At 58.6% G+C, this 17,949-nt stretch carries 16 protein-coding genes; 5 read left to right on the forward strand and 11 right to left on the reverse strand.

Annotated features, from left to right (window positions below):
* Positions 1-54 precede the first annotated feature (54 nt).
* The 5 genes from EKH81_RS04170 to EKH81_RS04190 all read right to left on the reverse strand — a co-directional run bounded on the left by EKH81_RS04170 (position 55) and on the right by EKH81_RS04190 (position 5,326).
* The gene (locus tag EKH81_RS04170; RefSeq protein WP_132059106.1) at positions 55-288 is read right to left on the reverse strand and encodes a hypothetical protein; all 234 of its coding nucleotides are present in this window, start codon (positions 286-288) and stop codon (positions 55-57) included.
* Between the two features lie 281 nt (positions 289-569).
* Positions 570-1,091 carry a PadR family transcriptional regulator gene (locus tag EKH81_RS04175; RefSeq protein WP_132059107.1) on the reverse strand — a complete coding sequence of 174 codons (522 nt, stop codon included), beginning with the start codon at positions 1,089-1,091 and terminating at the stop codon, positions 570-572.
* Positions 1,092-1,466: 375 nt separating this feature from the next.
* Entirely contained in the window at positions 1,467-2,579 is a 1,113-nt protein-coding gene (locus EKH81_RS04180) for a PQQ-dependent sugar dehydrogenase (RefSeq protein ID WP_132059108.1), read from the reverse strand.
* Positions 2,580-2,624: 45 nt separating this feature from the next.
* Complete coding sequence (locus EKH81_RS04185) at positions 2,625-3,527, reverse strand: acyltransferase (protein WP_132059109.1); 903 nt, start codon at positions 3,525-3,527, stop codon at positions 2,625-2,627.
* Between the two features lie 221 nt (positions 3,528-3,748).
* The gene (locus EKH81_RS04190; protein WP_132059110.1) at positions 3,749-5,326 is read right to left on the reverse strand and encodes a heme-binding protein; all 1,578 of its coding nucleotides are present in this window, start codon (positions 5,324-5,326) and stop codon (positions 3,749-3,751) included.
* A gap of 131 nt (positions 5,327-5,457) precedes the next feature.
* Here EKH81_RS04190 and kynU point away from each other — a divergent pair, with 131 nt between their 5' ends.
* From kynU to EKH81_RS04205, 3 genes are all read left to right on the forward strand, one after another.
* Positions 5,458-6,747, forward strand: coding sequence for a kynureninase (kynU, locus tag EKH81_RS04195; protein WP_132059111.1), 1,290 nt, complete (start codon positions 5,458-5,460; stop codon positions 6,745-6,747).
* Between the two features lie 164 nt (positions 6,748-6,911).
* Positions 6,912-7,787, forward strand: a complete 876-nt coding sequence (locus EKH81_RS04200) for an ABC transporter ATP-binding protein (protein ID WP_132059112.1) — start codon at positions 6,912-6,914, stop codon at positions 7,785-7,787.
* Positions 7,780-9,399 (forward strand): hypothetical protein, encoded by a 1,620-nt coding sequence (locus EKH81_RS04205; protein WP_132059113.1) that lies wholly within the window; start codon positions 7,780-7,782, stop codon positions 9,397-9,399. Before EKH81_RS04200 ends, EKH81_RS04205 begins: the two co-directional genes overlap by 8 nt.
* 57 nt (positions 9,400-9,456) lie before the next feature.
* On the opposite strand, the gene EKH81_RS04210 is transcribed toward EKH81_RS04205, so the two are convergent.
* From EKH81_RS04210 to EKH81_RS04225, 4 genes are all read right to left on the reverse strand, one after another.
* Positions 9,457-10,740, reverse strand: coding sequence for a DUF6895 family protein (locus EKH81_RS04210; RefSeq protein WP_132059114.1), 1,284 nt, complete (start codon positions 10,738-10,740; stop codon positions 9,457-9,459).
* 616 nt (positions 10,741-11,356) lie between these two features.
* Positions 11,357-12,130: an ABC transporter permease gene (locus tag EKH81_RS04215; protein WP_132059115.1), complete on the reverse strand. Its 774-nt coding sequence runs from the start codon at positions 12,128-12,130 to the stop codon at positions 11,357-11,359.
* Complete coding sequence (locus tag EKH81_RS04220; RefSeq protein ID WP_132059116.1) at positions 12,127-13,125, reverse strand: ABC transporter ATP-binding protein; 999 nt, start codon at positions 13,123-13,125, stop codon at positions 12,127-12,129. The genes EKH81_RS04215 and EKH81_RS04220 overlap by 4 nt, the downstream gene beginning before the upstream one ends.
* 227 nt (positions 13,126-13,352) lie before the next feature.
* The gene (locus tag EKH81_RS04225) at positions 13,353-15,194 is read right to left on the reverse strand and encodes a S9 family peptidase (RefSeq protein ID WP_132059117.1); all 1,842 of its coding nucleotides are present in this window, start codon (positions 15,192-15,194) and stop codon (positions 13,353-13,355) included.
* A 152-nt stretch (positions 15,195-15,346) separates the two neighbouring features.
* Between EKH81_RS04225 and EKH81_RS04230 the strand changes: the two genes are divergently transcribed.
* On the forward strand, positions 15,347-16,336 hold the full coding sequence (locus EKH81_RS04230) for a S49 family peptidase (RefSeq protein WP_132059118.1): 990 nt from the start codon (positions 15,347-15,349) through the stop codon (positions 16,334-16,336).
* 97 nt (positions 16,337-16,433) lie between these two features.
* Positions 16,434-16,610: a hypothetical protein gene (locus EKH81_RS04235; protein ID WP_162224488.1), complete on the forward strand. Its 177-nt coding sequence runs from the start codon at positions 16,434-16,436 to the stop codon at positions 16,608-16,610.
* A gap of 145 nt (positions 16,611-16,755) precedes the next feature.
* On the opposite strand, the gene EKH81_RS04240 is transcribed toward EKH81_RS04235, so the two are convergent.
* Together EKH81_RS04240 and EKH81_RS04245 are read right to left on the reverse strand one after the other, a co-directional pair.
* Positions 16,756-17,313: a magnesium transporter gene (locus tag EKH81_RS04240; RefSeq protein ID WP_132059119.1), complete on the reverse strand. Its 558-nt coding sequence runs from the start codon at positions 17,311-17,313 to the stop codon at positions 16,756-16,758.
* The gene (locus tag EKH81_RS04245) at positions 17,314-17,892 is read right to left on the reverse strand and encodes a magnesium transporter (RefSeq protein WP_132059120.1); all 579 of its coding nucleotides are present in this window, start codon (positions 17,890-17,892) and stop codon (positions 17,314-17,316) included.
* Between the last annotated feature and the right edge of the window lie 57 nt (positions 17,893-17,949).

Here is a 17,949-nt window from a genome sequence, read left to right on the forward strand (position 1 = left end):
TCGCAAAAAAATTAGTCGAAGCGGGAACTCTCGGAGCGATGACGGCGGAGTCGCTTACTCGCCGTCGGTATCGATTTCGATGGTGTCGCCTCCGGTTGACTGCACGTCGTCTTCGGCGAAGTCAAGTTCGAACGAGTCGTCGGCCGTGAGTCGCTCGCCATCGTCGCTCGTTTCGGTGCTGTCTTCGAGGGAGTCGGAGCTCACGCCGTCGGCAGCGACGATGCCGCCGCCGGTGACGGCCGCTATCGCCACGACCGCGAGCGTGAGCGCGATTAGTTTCGATTTCATGGTATCAGGCGAGTGGCGCGGACGGGTCTCGTTAGCGACTCCGTTCGAGGTGGTCGCCGGGGACCTCCGTCCGAGCCACCCGCTTTACTGTTGTACGAAAACCCACTTAGATTCCCGTTGAAAACGCGTTCGAAACGGGTTGAGAAACGTGTTTAAGCGATTTACGGCACTCTCGGTCGGCGTGCCGAGAACCGTCTCCTTGGCGACTGGCGCGGAGAAACACGACAACCAATTTCGTTTCTCGATTCGAGTGCCCGTCGCGAATCGAACTCGCTCCGGGTTCACTCCTCGTCGTCCAATCCCATCCGGTCGTAGAACTCCTCGGGCGTGTCGGGAATCCGCTCGAAGTCGCCGAAGTCGCGCTCGTGGTGGCGGATAATCTGTTCTATCATCCACTCGCTGAACGCCTCGTCGAACCGCCACTCGCCGTCGTGGTCCTCGACCTCGAATCGGTCGTCGGTGGCGAACGCGACGAAGACGTGGTAGAAGCCCAAGATTACGTCGGCGAAGTCTCGCGCCTTGCTTCCGCTCTCGGTGCGCTTCTCGCGGAGTTCCTCGCGACCCGCGTCGGTGAGTTCGAAGTACTTGCGGTCGGGTTCGTCCTCGCGCTCGATGCGCTCGGCCCACCCCTTCTCCTCGAACTTGTAGAGGATGGGGTACACCGACCCGTAGGAGGGTTCCCAGTGGCCGCCGCTTATCGTCTGAATCTCCTTGAGGATTTCGTACCCGTATCGCGGCTTCTCGTCTAAGAGTTCGAGGACGAGATACGAGATGAGGCCTTTCGGCGGGCCGCTTTTCCGCATTGCTGAAGGGTTCTGACCGTGTTTTTGAAAGGCTTTCGGTCGGGAAAACGACCGAACATCGTGATTTCGTTTTTGAACGCTCCGGTCCAGTCTTGTTTCGCGATTGTGGGGCATTCGAGACCGTAAACGCCTCGAAAGCCCCCGCCCGGTCGCGGTCGCTGTGCAGGATATTTGCGCCTCTCCGCACTGCCCGGCGCAAATAGTGGCCTGCACAGACGACTAAACTGCACGCGACCGGGCGGCCCCTTTCAGTCCCACCCGAGGATTATCTCACCGGCTGTTTTCGGGTGGACTGTCTCACCAGCCGATTTCGGCGGCTGTGTCACCGCGCGACGCGACTGAACGCCGTCACTCACTCGACGCCCGAAAACAGGCTCAAGCGGGCTGAATCCGGAGAATACGGTCGTCTTGGGGCGCGGGCGTCCCCCGGCCGTCCTGATTGCTGGTCGCGACGTAGAGGTGGCCGTCCGGTCCGGTGAACACGCTCCTGAGTCGGCCGTACTCCTCGTCGAGCAGGCGCTCCTGTTCGACGACTTCCTCACCGTCGATGCGGACCCGCCGGAGGTGTCGCCCGGCGAGATTTCCGAAGAAGAAATCGCCCTGCCAGTCGTCGATGGGACCGTCGTAGAACGTCGCGCTCGCGGGCGCGATGGTCGGCGTGTACGACTCGATGGGGTCGGTGAACGTCTCGTCGTCGCTCGGTCCCATCACGTCGGGCCAGCCGTAGTTGTTCCCCGCCCGGAGGACGTTTATCTCGTCGTCGTGGTCGGGACCGTGCTCGGTCGAAAACAGGGTGCCGTCGCGCCACGCCAACCCCTGCGGATTCCGGTGGCCGTAGGTGAACACTCGCGGGCCGCCCTCGCCGGGGTTGTCCGGGTGGGGGTCGCCGTCGGGCGTCACCCGGAGGACCTTGCCCGCGAGCGAGTCGCGGTCCTGTGCGCGCTCGCCCTCGCCCGCGTCGCCCGTGGTGACGTAGAGCGCGCCCTCCGGCCCGAACGCGATGCGACCCCCGTCGTGGATTGACCCCGCCGGGATGTCGTCCACGACGACGCCGTCGGTCGCGAAGCCCTCGTCCACCCGGTGGCGAACGACGCGATTCACGAGTCCGTCGTCGGCGTCGTAGGTGCCGTAGGTGTACGCAAAGTCGGGGTCGCCGGGGTGGAACGCGAGTCCGAGCAGGCCGCCTTCGCCCTCGTGGGCGATTCGGTCGGTGAAGTCCGCGACCTCCTCGCGGTCCTCGCCCTCGGGCGTCACTCGCTGGACTCGCCCCGGTCGCTCGGTGAGGTAGAGGACTCCCTCGGGGTCGAACGCCGCTCCCCACGGGATTTCGAGTTCCATCGTGACGGTCTCGGTGCGGAACTGGACCGCCTCCGTCGTCGTGGCCGTCTGCTCGGTCCCCCCCGTTCGCAAGCATCCCGCGAACCCCGTCATTCCGGTGACTCCGGCCAGTCCCGTGGTCACCGACCGCAGATATGCGCGCCGCTCCATGCGTCGAACTCACGACACGACGGGAGAAAAGTGACGTGGTTGCACCTATCGCTCGTTCGGCGGTTGCAGGTCGCGCTGGAACTCGTCGAACACGTCGATGTCGTCGGGGACGTCGTACTCGATGCGCCGGTCTTCCTTGTCGCCGCCCTCGGCGTCGAGGGGGGCGGCCACGTCCTCCCATCCGGGCTTGACCTTGATGCTCTTGGCTGGGGTTCCCGCCGCGATGTGGTGGTCGGGCACGTCGCGCTGGACGACCGACTTGGCCGCCACGATGGTGTTCTCGCCGATTCGGACGCCCGCTCGAATCATCGAATCGTAGGTGATGCGCGCGTCGTCCCCGATGACGGTGTGGTAGTTCGTGACCTCGGTCTGGTCCACCACGTCGTGGTCGTGGGTGTAGACGTGCGCGCTGTCCGAGACGGAGACCCGGTCGCCGACTGTCAGCTTTCCGCGGTCGTCGAGATGCACGTCGTCGTGGACCACGACGTTGTCGCCGACGGTGATGTTGTGACCGTAGGTGAACGAGATGCCCTTGAAGAACCGACAGCCGTCGCCACACTCCTCGAAGAGGTGGTCGGCGAGCATCGCGCGGAATCGGAGCGCGAACTCGACGTTGTCGGCCATCGGGGTCGCGTCGAACTGCCGCCAGAGCCACTGGAGGTGCTTCGAGCGCTTGAACTTCTCCTCGTCCTTCTCGGCGTAGTACTCGCTTTCGAGGGTGGCGTTACAGGGGTCGTAGCTCTGGAGTCGGACCCGCTCGGCGGGCGAGACGGTCTCGCCGTCCTGCCACCGGTCGTAGGCGTCCCGGTCGCCGTGCAAATCGACCAGCACCTCCTCGACCACCTCGCAGGTGTCTTCCTCGCCCGCGAGTCGGTCGTCTACCTCCGCGATGAACGCTTCGAGCGACGCCTCCATCTCGTCGGGGAGGTGTATCTGTCGTTTTGTCATGTGGGGCCTCCGATTTCTCTACCGGACACTTTTGCTCCTGTCTTGATGGGGGTTTTGGTTGCGGCGTTACGCGTCGATACCTCGACTCGCGGTGCCTCCCAGCCGATTCCGACCCCTCCGTTTCATCCGGAAACCGACAGACTGCGTCGAGAATTTCTTCGAATATTTCACTTTCACCGCGCGCTCGCACACGGCCGACACCGAAATCCGACTCTCCGCGACTACGCCAAGAAGACGTGGCGCGGTCGGTCGGCAAGCACGTCCCGGCCCCACGAGACGGTGTCGGTGAAGGCGTCGCTCCGGAAGAAGCCCATCGCGTCGTCTTTCGACTCCCACTGGCTCGCGATGAACATGTCGTTCTCGTCCTCGCGGTTGGCCAGCAGGTCGGTTTCGAGGTGCCCGTCGGTGTCTTCGAGGACGCCGCCGACCGTCTCGAACTTCTCCACGAAGTCCTCGCGGTGCTCGGGTTTGACGGTGTAGAACATCCCCATCGTGCCGAAACCGCTTTCCTCGCCCGCTCGCGCGACGATTCCCGGCAGGTCGGCGAGGAATCCGCCCGCGGTGTCGGCCGCGCTCTGAGTCTTCCAGATGCTCACGACCGCCGAGCGACCGTCTTCGGTCGCGTCGCGGTCGCTCGCGGTTTCACCGCTCGCGTTTTCGGAGGCGCGTCGCGCCTCCCGAGTCTGATACACCGCGGTCTTGACGTGGGTGTCGTAGTGGTCGAAGTTCTTCCGCAGGCCGTCCACTTCCTCGAACAGTTCCTCGGGGTCGGCCTCCGAGTAGAGGACCATCGCGTACACGTCCTCGCCGTGGGGCTGGCCCGCGTAGATGTCGAGGTCTTCGAGTTCGCCCCGGATGCTCTCGGAGTCGTCGTCGGAGTCGCCGCCGTGGTGGCCGCCGTCCGAACCACCGTGATGATGACCGCCCTCGTCTCCGTGACCGTGGTGGCTCTCGGATTCGCCGTGATGATGGCCGCTCTCGCCGTGGTGATGCCCACTGTCGCCCTCCTCGCCCTCGGCGGGAACCGCCTCGCCCGCCATGAACGCCGGGAGGTCCTCGGGCGGGAACTGTCGGCCGAAGTAGAACGGCCCGAACTCGGCGTACTTCGAACTGCTCTCGTCGAATCGGAGTTCGTACAGCAGGTCCTTGATGACGACCGGGTCGTTGCTGAACAGGTCCACGCCCCACTCGTAGTCGTCGAAGCCGATGGAGCCGGAGATGACCTGCGTGACCTTTCCGGCGTAGGTCTTGCCGATGTCGCCGTGAGTGGACATCATCTCGGCGCGCTCGTCGAACGGGAGGTCGTACCAGTTCTCGCCTGGCGCGCGGCGCTTGTTCATCGGGTAGAAGCAGACGAACTCACTGTCCGGGATATCCGGGTAGAGTTTGCTCTCGGCGTACCGCGCGAGGCCGGTGTCCTCGATGTCCTCGGGGTCCGCGGCCATCTCCTCGTTGGTGTAGCCGCCGACCTCCGTGACCGAGACGTAGGAGTTCGATTTCTCGGTGTACCCGGCGAACGCGGTGTCCTCGAACGCGCGCTCGGCGGTGTCGAGGTCGGCCATCGTCGGCCGGAAGTGGACCACGAGCAGGTCGGCCTTGTGCCCGAGCATCGAGAAGACGGCCGACGAACCATCCTCGGCGTCGGCCACCTCCGTGTGGTGCCGGAGGAACGAGATGCCCTCCGCGAGCGCGGCCTCGCGCTCGCGCTCGGGCGCGGCCCGCCACGCGTCCCAATCGACCGTGCGGAAATCGTGCAGCGCGTACCAACCCTCGTTCGTCGCCGGGGGTTCTCTGGTCATATCTTCACCTCGGCGTTCCGGCGGTAAGGAGTTTTTGAGTCTGGCGCGAGGGGGGTGGCGAGTCGCCACCCCCTTCGCGCCCGTTTCTGAGAGTGCCAAGGAATATATCGGCTCCGCCGAACGATTCGGGCATGGACGACTCCGAACTGGAATCTAAGTTCGAACTCGGGGCCGACTTCGCGGCCCGGCGCGACGACGCCGACCCGCTCGCGCACCTCGCAGACCGCTTCTACGACACCGACGACGCCCAGTACATGGACGGCAACTCCCTCGGTCTGCTCTCGACGGACGCCGAGGACGCGCTCGACGCGGCCGTCTCGGAGTGGCGCGACCTCGGCATCCGGGGATGGACCGACGCCGACCCGCCGTGGTTCCACTACGGCGAGAAACTGGGCGACCGACTCGCGCCGCTCGTCGGCGCGAACGAGAACGAGGTCGTGGTCGGAAACTCCACGACGGTCAACATCCACACGCTCGTCGGCACCTTCTACGACCGCGCCGAGGGGTCGAAAATCGTCGTGAACGAACTCGACTTCCCGACCGACCACTACGCCATCCGCGCCCAACTCCGACAGCACGGCGCGGACCCCGACGAGGCGCTGACGGTGGTCGAGAGCCGAGACGGCCGGACTATCGAGGAGGACGACGTCCTCGACGCCATCGACGACGACACCGCCATCGTGTTCATGCCGTCAGTCCTCTACCGGAGCGGCCAACTGTTCGACATCGAGCGACTCACCGACGCCGCCCACGACCACGACGCTCTCGCGGGATTCGACCTCGCCCACTCGGTCGGCGTCGTCCCCCACGACCTCTCGGATATCGGCGTCGATTTCGCGGTCTGGTGTGGCTACAAGTACCTCAACGCCGGGCCGGGTGCGATTGCGGGCCTGTACGTCAACGAACGCCACTTCGGCGAGACGCCCGCCCTCGCGGGGTGGTGGGGCCACGACAAGGAGACGCAGTTCGAACTCAATCCGACCTACACGCCCGCCGACGACGCCGGAGCCTACCAAATCGGGACCGTGCCGGTCCTCTCGGCCGCGCCGCTCGCGGGGTCGCTCGACGTGTTCGCCGAGACGACGGTGGAGGCGGTCCGAGAGAAGTCGCTGAATCTGACCGAGTATTTGATGTTCCTCGTGGACGAGCGCCTGCCGGAGTGCGAGGTGGGGACGCCTCGCGACCCCGACCGCCGGGGCGGCCACGTCGCCGTCGAGCATCCCGAGGCGTATCGGGTGAGCGAGGCGCTGAAAGAGCGCGGTGTGGTCGTGGATTTCCGGCCGCCGGACGTGGTTCGGGTGTGTCCCTCGCCGTTGTACGTCGGTTATCGGGATGTGCGGGAAGTAGTCGAGAAACTGAGCGGGATTTTGGAGAACGAGGAGTACGAGGCGTTCGAGACGCGGGGGAGTGGTGTAGTATAACGAATTAGCTTCGATAGAATATTTTGAGTCGATTGATAGCGGGTCGGAGACCCGTACCCCATTTTTGTACTGTATCTACCGCCATCGAACTCCTATTGGAAATCATATAATAGTTCTTTTTAGAAGTCTTTTTATAACTTCGACTTAATACCCAAGTATAACTAATGGAGCTCAGAACTAATAACCTCGGGAAGAGGTACTCGTCTACGACGTGGGGTGTCAAAGAAATCGACCTCGAACTTGGGACGGGAATCCACGGGCTTCTCGGCCCAAACGGTTCCGGAAAGTCCACTCTCATGCGGATGTTGACGACAGTCATGGCACCGACCGAAGGGACGGCCTACTGGAACGATACCGACATCACCGAGTCACCTGACACAGTTCGGTCGGTTTTGGGGTATCTCCCGCAGGACTTTGGCGTGTACCCCGACCTGACTCTTGAGGAGTTTCTCGAATACATCGGTGCGCTTCGCGGTCTCAATTCCGAAACGACGAGCGCCCGGATTGCGGAACTGCTCGAGCTCACGAATCTCCAACAGGAGCGTGACGAAAAACTGAAAACGTTCTCGGGTGGGATGCGCCAGCGCGTCGGCATCGCGCAGGCGTTGCTCAACGACCCGGACCTTCTGGTGGTAGACGAACCCACCGTCGGCCTCGACCCCGAGGAGCGGGTCCGCTTTCGAAACGTCCTCTCGGAGATGGCCGCAGACCGCGTCGTCGTCCTTTCGACACACATCGTCCCCGATATCGAGGCAACCGCGAACAGCGTCGCACTCCTCGACGACGGGAACCTCCTCACGCATACGGACCCCGGCTCACTCATTGAGCGTGTCAGCGGCGATGTCTACGAATTCGTCGTCTCCCGTGACGAACTCGAAACGGTTAGGGAGCAGTATCGGGTGAGCAGTACGGTCCAGCAGCGGAATGGTGTCCGAGCACGAGTGATAGCCAAATCGCCACCCACAGCGTCGGCGACGACCGTCGAACCGACGCTTGAAGACGCCTATCTTCAGACCATCGACGGTGGTGTCCGTGCCTAGCCTCCGCCGAGTGTACCACGTCGCTCGGGCAGATTTCTTGCAGCGTACTCGCTCGAAGCGTTTTCTCGTCGTTCTAGCTACAATTGCCTACATCGGATATCTGGTCAACGTGGGGGATATCAGCCTCTATTACCAGCAACAGACTGGTGGAGCCGAATTCTACCGTGGTATTGGAAACGCTGCTTGGATAGGCATGAAAGCTGGACTCACGGGAGCCTTTTTTGTCGGTATCGCGGGCTTCTACGTGCTCAAAAACGTCCTTTCTCGGGACCGTTCAACCGGGGTTGGGACGCTCGTCGCGTCTACCTGCACCACCGACCGCACCTATCTCCTTGGAAAGTGGATGAGCAACGTCGCGGTCGTAGCTGTCATGCTGGGGACACTCGCCGGTGCGACGGTGGTCAACCATGCGGTTCACGGCGTCGGTTCGACCGACGTGGTCACGCTCGTCACGCCTGTGTTCTTGCTTGGTCTTCCGCTCGGTGCGCTAGTCGGTGCGGTCTCGATTCTGTTCGAGACTACCGACCGCCTCAACGGAACTCTCGGAAACATCGTCTACTTTTTCGGAGCGGTGACGGCGTTCAGCGCTCTCACGGCGGTCGGTACGATAGTTGACTCAGTTCCCTTTGCAATTCAGTTTGCCGATGTATTCGGGTATCTCACTGTGTATGCCATGACATCCGACGCTCTCCTCAATACCGTCTCGAACTATGCGGGTGGGCCGCCGTCGTTTGGCATAATCACCGGCGAGGTATCGACATTCACCTGGAATGGTAGTACGTGGCCACCGTGGGTGTACGCTCAACGTGGCATTATCGCTCTATTCGGGGTCGTCATCGTGTCACTAAGTGTTCCGCTGTTCGACCGCTTCGACCCGACCGCTCGTTCTGATACGAGCGACAGCTCTCTTACCGACGAGGAAGCCGAAAACGTGGTCACAGCGACCGCTTTGAGCGATTCGGTCGCCCCTTCGAATATCTCGCTCACTCCCGTCACCGAACGGAACGCTGGCGGATTCAAACGACTCCTCTTGGCAGAGGTCCGACTCGCGCTCAAGCCGCTCCCTCGATGGTGGTACATCGGTGCTATCGCTATTGCCGTTGTGGGTCTCCTTCCAGTTGTCCCGCTGTCGATGAGTCGCGAGATACTGCTTCCCCTCGGGCTCGGATGGCCGCTGTTCGTGTGGTCGAAGATGGGCGTTCGCCCAACTCAACATCAGACGGCACCGCTGATCTTTTCGTCTCGATGGCCGCTCCGACAACTGTTCTCAGAGTGGTGCGTCGGTGCCCTCCTTGTAGTCGCAATGACTGGAGGTGTTGTCGGCCGCCTCGTTGCATCCGGCGTGGTCGGTTCGCTTGCCGGTTACGCAGCAGCCATCGTGTTCGTTCCTTCGTTTGCGCTCGTTCTGGGGGTTTGGAGCGAACAAAGCCGGACCTTCGAAGCGCTGTATCTCGTTCTGTGGTACGTGGGATTGGTGAACCGACTCGAAGTACTCGATTTCGCTGGAATCTCCGACGCAAGCGTTAAAAACGGGACTCCAATCGTTTTTCTCGTTCTCGGCGGTGTCTTGTTCGGAGCGGCTCTGCTTCGTCGCTACCTCGATACTCGTTAAAACACACTGTTTTTGGCCAGTATCCGAACTGGCTACACCGCAGGTCCGTTCTCTCGGTCACCTATTCTCGAAGGTCTGAATCGCGGTCTCACACTCCTCCGCAATCGGTTCGACGAGGTCGGCCTCGAACGAGCCAGTTCGGTCTTCGCTCGCTTCGAACAGTAGCCGCTCGTCCGTCCAGTAGCCGTAATTGCCATTTTGATTCCGCTGGTCTTTGAGAAACGCCACGGTGTCGGCGATGACGTCGGGAAATGCCTCGGCGACGCGACTGTCGGCTACGTCGGTCAGTCGTGAAGCCCCGGTCTTGAGGTCATACTTCGCGAAGGCTTTCAGAACCGAACCCAACTCTTCTAACTCTCTTGCCGTACAGTTGTGGGTCGGTCGCGATGTTTCGGCGAGGAAGCGCTCCCAGTGGTGGTCGATGATTCGAGCAGCCACTGTGGCGACGAGGTTTGTGTGGTAGTTCTTTCTCCACTCCGTCTCCGCGGTATCGCTTATTTCGGCCTCGCTGATTTCGTCTACGCCTGCGCTGATGAGGCCGCTCTCGTCCATGTCGGGACCCGGAACGTAGCCCGCCTCCTCGGTCGAGTCAAGCACAATTTTTAGAACGACTCGGACGGTCGTCGGGGAGAGTGCCCGTTGAAGTACACCACAGAGAACGAGTTCGAGAACGATGTCGTAGTTCTCTTCCGCCAAGTATCGCAGTACGAGCCCCCGATACCGGTCGTCGGCATTTCCCGGCGTGGTTTCCGAGGGATACTCGGGATGTTCGAAACCGAAGTGATGCCAAAAGAGAACGTCGTGAGTCAACGCGTAAACCGTTTTCAACTCCGACTCGATAATACCTGGCGGATTACATTGTGCGCCAAATTCGATGACCGCCCTCATCTTCGGGGCTATGTCCGGGCGTCCGGCGAGTTTACACAGGTGGCTCACGTCGATGAGGGCGCAGGGTTTTCGCTCTACGGCCCACGCTGAATCTCGTCCCATCGCGGACTCTAACGCTCGCGTTGCGGGCTGCTGTAGTTCGTTTAGGGCGTGTGCGTACACCAAAGCTGGACCGTGGAAACGGAGCTTGCTGGGATTGCGGAGAAGCAGTTCGTAGTAGTGACGCTCGTTCGCCCGTTCTACCAGCAGGTCTCGAAACCCTTTGTGGCGGTTCTGATCTCCCAGTCTCTCGTCGATATACACCATCATCGCCATCTCGATGAACGCCTTGCGACGAATCTGTTTCATCGCGCCCGATTCGAAAACCAACGGGTCGAAGTTTGAGAGATGCGAATTGAGCCAGTCGTCTGCCGATACAGACAGCTGTTCGGTTATGGTTGTAATCTCGTCCATATCAAAAAAGATGGTTTCTCTAAAGATTAATCCAGAACCAAGTGTCCTGGATTATCTCCTCCTCACCGTTCACTTCTTCGGTGAGGTCAGTCATTTCGCTCGACATCGTTACAGGCTGATGAGAGCGACGCTGCCCTTCCAGACGTCTTCTTCATCCGAGACCTCTTCGGTGAGGTCAGTCATTTCGCTCGACATCGTTACAGGCTGATGAGAGCGACACTGCCTTTCCAAACGTCCTCTTCGTCCGAGACCTCTTCGGTGAGGTCAGTCATTTCCGAGTTCATGATTCTCCGGGTAACAAGTTACCCAACTCATATATCAGAACGCGGTAACTTAAATATTCCGGAACTAAATAAATTATATTTAACTAATAATTTACTAGCGGTAGCCTTGTCTTTTACAGAATAAAATGATTTGAAGGCCACTTGGTTCTACACCATTAGATATCCTCTATTGGAAAGCGACGTTCCTTAATTTCGACCCAATATATCTCGGACGGATCAGAAGGACAGGTCGATACGAGAGTGACTCTCATTTTCATCTATTATATAAAATCTGAAAAGTTATTTCTGCACGAACTGTAGACGCCATCGCCAATGATAAATTAAAAAGTAAGTCAGTAGTGAGAGAGTGCACCGCGTTTTCGCGCGACTTCAGACGTGAACCGAACGCATCCCATCCCGATGAGAAGATACCCAACCGCGTGAACGGTGAGAAACGCTAAGTCCGATGCCGGGAGTTCCCATAGCCGCAAATTTCTGGTCAGAGCGATGCCTATGAGGTGGTTTCCGAAGGAAAGCGGCAGCGCTTTCACAAGTACGTGTTCGCCGATGGGGACGGACAAAAACGCGATGAAGCCGAACTGCATGAGGTTGAACATGTTTTCCACTCGTTTATATATAATCGCGATGGAACCGATGATAAATCCGAGACCGATAACTGACGAAAGAGTCAACAATCCAAGGACAGTAATCGTGAGTGGGTGGATATCGAGATATGTGCTTGACGTGACCATCATGAGTAATAGTAGCACAATCCCGAACAGAAAACTGATGAGTACGTTCACGATGCTCTTGAACAGCATTACGATGTCGAAGCCAAATGGTGTCATGTACAAGTGTTCGAGCGTTCCCCACTGAGCCTCGTTCGTGATATCGAATGCGATACGACTGAATGCGACCTGGGCGGTCGAGAACAGGAAGACGCCTACTATTATGCCTTCGAGCGACTGGGAAACTGCCTGCTCAGCAAACCGCTGCCCGCCGAAGAAAACTAACAAAAACAAGAGGTACAACATCGCGAAGTTACCGGCCGTGTTGAGGAAGTACCTGTACCGGAGTATCAACGCCTTTCGAACGATGCTCTTTGCGAGCGCGAGGATGCTGCTCATTGTACCACGCCCCGCGGTTCCGATTCCGTGCTTTCATCGACAGCCCGGACGAACGCCTTCTCCAAGTCGTCGTCCAATGAATCGACGTTCTCCACGATGGCTCCCGCTTCGCGCAAACGGTCGATGAGTGGATAGAAATTCTCGTCCGCACCAAGGAGTACTTCGAACTTGACTCCGTCTTCGGTCTCCTCGAAGTCGTTCGTCTGAAACTCCGCAAGTGCGTTTCGAATTTCCGACCCGAATGCGCCGGACACTGAGAAGCGATACCGTTTCGTGTTGAACACGTGAATGAGATTCTGAACTTCGTCGTCTGCAATCACACGTCCGTCGCTCATGATGATTGCTCGGTCACAGATGTCCTGTATGAGATCCATATTATGACTACTGATGATTACCGTCCGGTCCTCTTCGGCCAATTCCTTGATTATCCGCCGAAGGTTTTGAGCGGCTTCAACGTCGAGTCCTAGCGTCGGTTCGTCGAGGAACAGGACCGACGGCTTCTGAATCAACGCACACGCGAACGCCGCTTTTTGCTTCATACCTCGCGAAAAGTTCCGAATCGGTTCGCCCGACTTTTCAGATAACCCTACCTCGGAAATTATTTCGGTCGCTCGCTCTTCGTCGTACTCGAAACCATTCAATCCCGAAAAAAAGTGTAGGTTATCCCGAAGAGTGAGTTGCCAGTACGCGTTTCTCGCTCCTTCGAGTAATGCTGCCACGTCTCGGTAAACGCTCTCGCTCTCGCTTTGAGGGTCGGCACCTTCGATTTCAACCTCTCCACTTGACGGCTTGACGAGGTTGAGTATCATCTTGATAGTTGTCGTCTTCCCAGCACCGTTTGGGCCAAGCAGTCCGATGACAGTTCCCTTCTCTATCGAGAATGAAACGTCGTCAACCGCAGTGACCTCGCTTTCTCCGGACCCGTATCTCTTCTCAAGATTCGACACATTAATTACCGGAGACTCACCGCTGGGTTCTGCGTGTTTATCCATCATCGTTTTTGCCGTCTCTCGCCCGATACGGTCGCGTTCTGGGAACCGCTTCTCGTGCGAACTTCTTCGAACGACGCGATGGGAAATACATAACTAATATTGTTTAATTCATCGTAGTATCTATATCTGAGTATAATATATCTAACGATGGTAAAATAGGGGTGGATGCGGGATTCAAATACCGATTGCACGCTGTGGCTAGAAATGGAGGCCGTTCGTTTATACACGCCTTACGTGTTATGTTCGAGAAAATCCGCAATCTCGTTGTAAACTTCTACACGATTTTCGCCTTTCGAGATACCGTGACCTTCGTCATCAAGTATTTTTGACTTAACTTCGACCTCTGCGTCTCGTAGTACCTCAATCAGTTGCTTGGCTTCAGAGACGGGAACACGAGGGTCGTTCTCGCCGTGAACTACGAGTAATGGGGCGGCAATTTGGTCGGCGTTCGAGAGCGGACTGATTCGTTCGAGAAACTCTCGGTCGTCGGAGAGGCTCCCGTATTCTCGCTCTCGTCGCGTTCGTCGCCATTCGCTTGTGTTCTCCAAGAACGTCGTGAAGTCGGTGATGCCGCAAATACTGATGCCTGCCGCGAAAAGGTCTGGATACGAGTAGAGTGCGGACAACGTGACGAATCCGCCGTACGATGCACCCATAATCGCGGTTCTGTCGGCGTCAACGACTGGGTGGTCGTTGAGCCACGCAACCGCCTCCGCTACGTCGGCCACGGCATCCATTCGTTGCCGACCGTCGTCTAGCGCTGCGTATTGCTTCCCATAGCCGGACGACCCGCGAATGTTCGGCTCGAACACTGCGAACCCCCGGTGGAGAAGATACTGTTTGAAAGCGTTGAAGCCTGGTCGACGCTGACTTCGAGGGCCACCGTGAATATCGATCACGACCGGTACTCCTTCCTTGGAGGTCTGGGGAGGAAGACTGAAAAACCCCGGAACGTTTAGGCCGTCAAAACTCTCGTACTGTATGAGTTCGGCATCCACAAAGTCGGTAGAGGGGATTCCAGCCATCGAGACATCGGTCCACTGTTCGATACTCCCGGACTCCATCGAAACGACGTAAACGTTCATCGTCTCACAACACGTGACGAACGGGAGAGCAAACTGAGACCCGTCGCCGTCGAACGCACCACCGCCGCCGACGCCTGCCGGAAGTTCAGGCTTCGGCAATCGCTCGACCTCCTCCGCTCCCGATACCGTTCCAGAAATCAAATCGGTGTACGCATCTTGGTTTCGATACGCAACGAAATGTCCGCTTTCGGAGGAGACTGCGACGCTCTCGACGTTGCTCTCTTCGTACTGTAAGAGCGGGAGTATATCCTGCTCGTCAGGGTCGATGCGTGCAAAATACAGCCGGTCATTTTGATAGTCTGTTACACAGTAGACGAACTCACCATCAGGACCCCATTGTGGACTTAGAAACCGGACTCGCTCCGTTTCCGGAGTTATCCGCGTCGTGTCTCCCGTTTCTACCGAAACGAAGTGAAGGTGCTGGTCGAGCTTCGACTCGGACCGTCGCACGAGGAGTTGCTCGTCGTTTGGTGACCAGCCACTCACTTCTGTCTTTCCGGTCTCTTTTCGGACGAGTCTCGCATCGTTATCAGAGTCGTGAATCGGTTTAACGTAGATGTCGAAGTCCCGTGGGGAACGTCGATTCGCGGAGAAGGCGATTCGTGACCCGTCAGAACTCCACCCACCCCAGCGGTGTATCGCTCTGGGTTCGTCGGTGAGTTTCGTTATTGGGGCGTCGTCTCGACTTCCTGCCGCACGGAGTTTTGCGGCATCCTCGGCCAATTCAAGATGGTACAACTGGATACGTTCGGTCCCGTCCCTATCCGCGCCGAAGATGATAGTGTCGGTCTCAGGTGACCAAGAACTGAATGCCACTCGCCACGGACCGTAAGTCAGTTGTTCCGGCCATGCGTCCGAACCATCCATCACCCATAGATGTTGCCCATTGGTCGTGTAACGGAGGAAAGACAACCGGCGACCGTCTGAATCGAACCTTGGAGATTTGGCCGCTTGAATGCGCTCGTATCGTTCGAACGGATTACTCATGATGGATAATCTGAATTAACTAAATTTAAACTTTACTAAGGGTAGGCTATTCGGAAAGTAAACGCCTCTGTAAACTCCCTAATATAATATTTACCAGAATCTGAAACCTATATGAGTAAATTTATATGTCGATATTAAAAATCATGCGTTAAATGAAATTAACGAAGAAGGTGGGGAGATTAGCTCTCCTCATCGCTGGAGTCCTCGCCGTAACGGGAGTCAGTTACGTTCTGTTCTTTCGTCTCCCATCGACACCGACTGAGTTAGGTGGCATCACGTTGACCGTATTGGCCGTCACCGTTGGAACCATTGTAGTCACGAAACTGGTGAATTCGGCCATTCCAGGGCACAACGTCGGGAAAATCACGATAGATGGAACAATCGCTGAAGGAGAGAGTTCAAACCCGCTGGGAGGGAGCACTGTTTCCGCCAGCGAAGTCGTAGACGAGATCGAAGCGGCCGACGATGCGGACAATATCAAAGGACTGATAGTGAAATTAAACACGGGTGGGGGAGGTATCATACCGAGCGAAAATATACGCCTCGCGCTTGAAGAGTTCGATGGACCGACCATCGCTTACGCAACCGAAGTTTGTGCGAGCGGCGGTTGTTGGATTGCGGCCGGATGCGACGAAGTCTGGGTCCGCCGTGCGAGCATGGTCGGCAGTATTGGAGTGAAGTTTTCCCAGTTCCGGGTTAACGAACTAGCCGACAAAATCGGGGTGTCATACGAAAGTATCACAACTGCGGAGTATAAGGAAATCATGACACCGTACAAAGAACTTGAGGAACACGAGCGAGAGCACCTACAGACTATCGCAGATACGTTTCACGATTTATTTATTGACCGAATGAGCAAGGATATAGGTCTCGATAAAAAGACACTCAAAGAGACCGAGGCAAGGGTTTTCATCGGAGAGAAGGCGGTTGAATCTGGTCTGGCCGACAACATCGGGACGAAGACCGACGTCGAGGAACGAATGGAAGACCGTCTCGGAGTCGAGGTCGTTGTAGATGAACTCGGTGACAGTTCCGGTGTTCTCAGCCGTGTCCGCGGCGAAGCACACACTCTCGCGTACACTTTCGGGGCCGGGCTAGGTTCGAGCGTTCGAAACGCCACCGACTCGCGTTTTGAATTTTGACCGCCGTACTGCTTGAGAACTCGGATTAACTGGCGCATAAGTATTCAAATACTATAAAACAAAAAATTTATAATGGCTATATTGATATATTATGTATATGGCTGAGTACATCACCACGGAGGTCGTCGCTGTCGGGTTAGTTCTCTCGGCAATCGGAATTGTTGTAAACACGACGCGACAGGATCTCTCTGGCGGTCGTTTTATCGCTTGGACTGCCGCAACCGTACTGATTGCATTCGTAATGGCCATCGGCGTGCAACACCTGCTAAAATAATTCTGCCGAAAACGAGTCTGCCAGAATTCGGTACCCCCGACCTCGAACTCGACACGGTCGTCGTCGATTCCGTCGGTGCAGAAGGGCGAGTTGGCTACGTACGTCTTATTTACTAACTTCGTTCACTCTTCGGTGCTCGCTCTACTCACACCAACACCTGAACCACGAGAAACAGCACGACGACCCCTAGCACGTCACACACGTTCGTCACCACCGGAATCACCACGTCGTCGGGGTCGAGTTCGAAGCGATACGCGGCGTAGGCCGAGACCAGCGTCACGACGATTGCGATGACCGCGAGAGCGAGTCCCGAGACGAGCGCCACCGCCACCACCGTGCCGACGAACAGTTCCGACCCGCCGGTCAGAAACGCCAGTAGCCACGCACCCGCGCCCACCAGCGGAAAGACGGTCGCCGCGAGCGCGACGGTTGCGACCGCGTTGCCCGCGAGTTCGTCGTCCGCGGGGTCGAACGACAGCGTGCCGAGGTGGAACGCGGTCGAGAGTCGAGCCGCGAGGATGCTCCCGAGGTTGCCCGCGGTGCCTATCATCACCGGTACGAGGACGAGCAGCGAAGGGTACCTCAACAGTTGGGCCCCGAAGGTGTCGAGAACGAGGCCGCTCCCGACCTCCACGACGGCGAGCACCACGAGCAGGGGTGCCATCGCCCGGGTGATACCCCGGACGGTCCACGTCGCTTGCATCTACCCGCCCCCGAGCGAAACGACGAGTCGGACCGCGACCAGCAGCGCGGCCATCCCGAACACGTCGCCCGTGGTCGTGACCACCGGCCCGACAAGTGTGTCGGGATTCAGCCCCCGGCGGTAGCCCGCGAACACCACCGCGACCACGATAATCGTCAGCGCGATACCAGACAGAATCCCCGCGACGAGCGCGATGGCCGCGAGCGTGGCGAGCGAGGCGGTGGGTCGCGCGAGCGCGACCAACACCGCGTAGGCGACCCCCGCGGCGAAGACGCTGATGGCGACGCCGTTGAGCATCGCGGCCGCGACCGCGGTGTACACCCGACGGTCGTCGGGCACGGGCTTCGGTTCGACCAGACCCTGATGGAGCGCGGTCGAGAGCTTCGCGCCCATCGCGCCGTAGACGTTTCCCCGAGTCGCTAGCAGGGCTGGAACGAGGACGAGCAGGCCCGAGACCGTCCGGAGGTCGGCTCGCATCCCGCCGAGAACGAGGCCCGCGAACAGGCCGCCGACCGCGCTTATCGCCAGGACGGGGAGGGCTTCTCGGTAGGCCTGCTCGGCCACATCGCGGACGGACATCTATCGGTACGTCACGGTGAGCGGACAAAAAAGCGGTGTGTCGGTCGGTATCGAAAC

Source organism: Halorussus amylolyticus (assembly GCF_004143485.2).
Lineage (GTDB): Archaea > Halobacteriota > Halobacteria > Halobacteriales > Haladaptataceae > Halorussus > Halorussus amylolyticus.

Excerpts from the sequence above, each read along its gene's own strand:
- EKH81_RS04170 (WP_132059106.1), bottom strand. The coding sequence starts at position 288 with ATGAAATCGAAACTAATCGCGCTCACGCTCGCGGTCGTGGCGATAGCG.
- EKH81_RS04175 (WP_132059107.1), bottom strand. The coding sequence starts at position 1,091 with ATGCGGAAAAGCGGCCCGCCGAAAGGCCTCATCTCGTATCTCGTCCTC.
- EKH81_RS04180 (WP_132059108.1), bottom strand. The coding sequence starts at position 2,579 with ATGGAGCGGCGCGCATATCTGCGGTCGGTGACCACGGGACTGGCCGGA.
- EKH81_RS04185 (WP_132059109.1), bottom strand. The coding sequence starts at position 3,527 with ATGACAAAACGACAGATACACCTCCCCGACGAGATGGAGGCGTCGCTC.
- EKH81_RS04190 (WP_132059110.1), bottom strand. The coding sequence starts at position 5,326 with ATGACCAGAGAACCCCCGGCGACGAACGAGGGTTGGTACGCGCTGCAC.
- kynU (WP_132059111.1), top strand. The coding sequence starts at position 5,458 with ATGGACGACTCCGAACTGGAATCTAAGTTCGAACTCGGGGCCGACTTC.
- EKH81_RS04200 (WP_132059112.1), top strand. The coding sequence starts at position 6,912 with ATGGAGCTCAGAACTAATAACCTCGGGAAGAGGTACTCGTCTACGACG.
- EKH81_RS04210 (WP_132059114.1), bottom strand. The coding sequence starts at position 10,740 with ATGGACGAGATTACAACCATAACCGAACAGCTGTCTGTATCGGCAGAC.
- EKH81_RS04215 (WP_132059115.1), bottom strand. The coding sequence starts at position 12,130 with ATGAGCAGCATCCTCGCGCTCGCAAAGAGCATCGTTCGAAAGGCGTTG.
- EKH81_RS04220 (WP_132059116.1), bottom strand. The coding sequence starts at position 13,125 with ATGATGGATAAACACGCAGAACCCAGCGGTGAGTCTCCGGTAATTAAT.
- EKH81_RS04225 (WP_132059117.1), bottom strand. The coding sequence starts at position 15,194 with ATGAGTAATCCGTTCGAACGATACGAGCGCATTCAAGCGGCCAAATCT.
- EKH81_RS04230 (WP_132059118.1), top strand. The coding sequence starts at position 15,347 with ATGAAATTAACGAAGAAGGTGGGGAGATTAGCTCTCCTCATCGCTGGA.
- EKH81_RS04235 (WP_162224488.1), top strand. The coding sequence starts at position 16,434 with ATGGCTGAGTACATCACCACGGAGGTCGTCGCTGTCGGGTTAGTTCTC.
- EKH81_RS04240 (WP_132059119.1), bottom strand. The coding sequence starts at position 17,313 with ATGCAAGCGACGTGGACCGTCCGGGGTATCACCCGGGCGATGGCACCC.
- EKH81_RS04245 (WP_132059120.1), bottom strand. The coding sequence starts at position 17,892 with ATGTCCGTCCGCGATGTGGCCGAGCAGGCCTACCGAGAAGCCCTCCCC.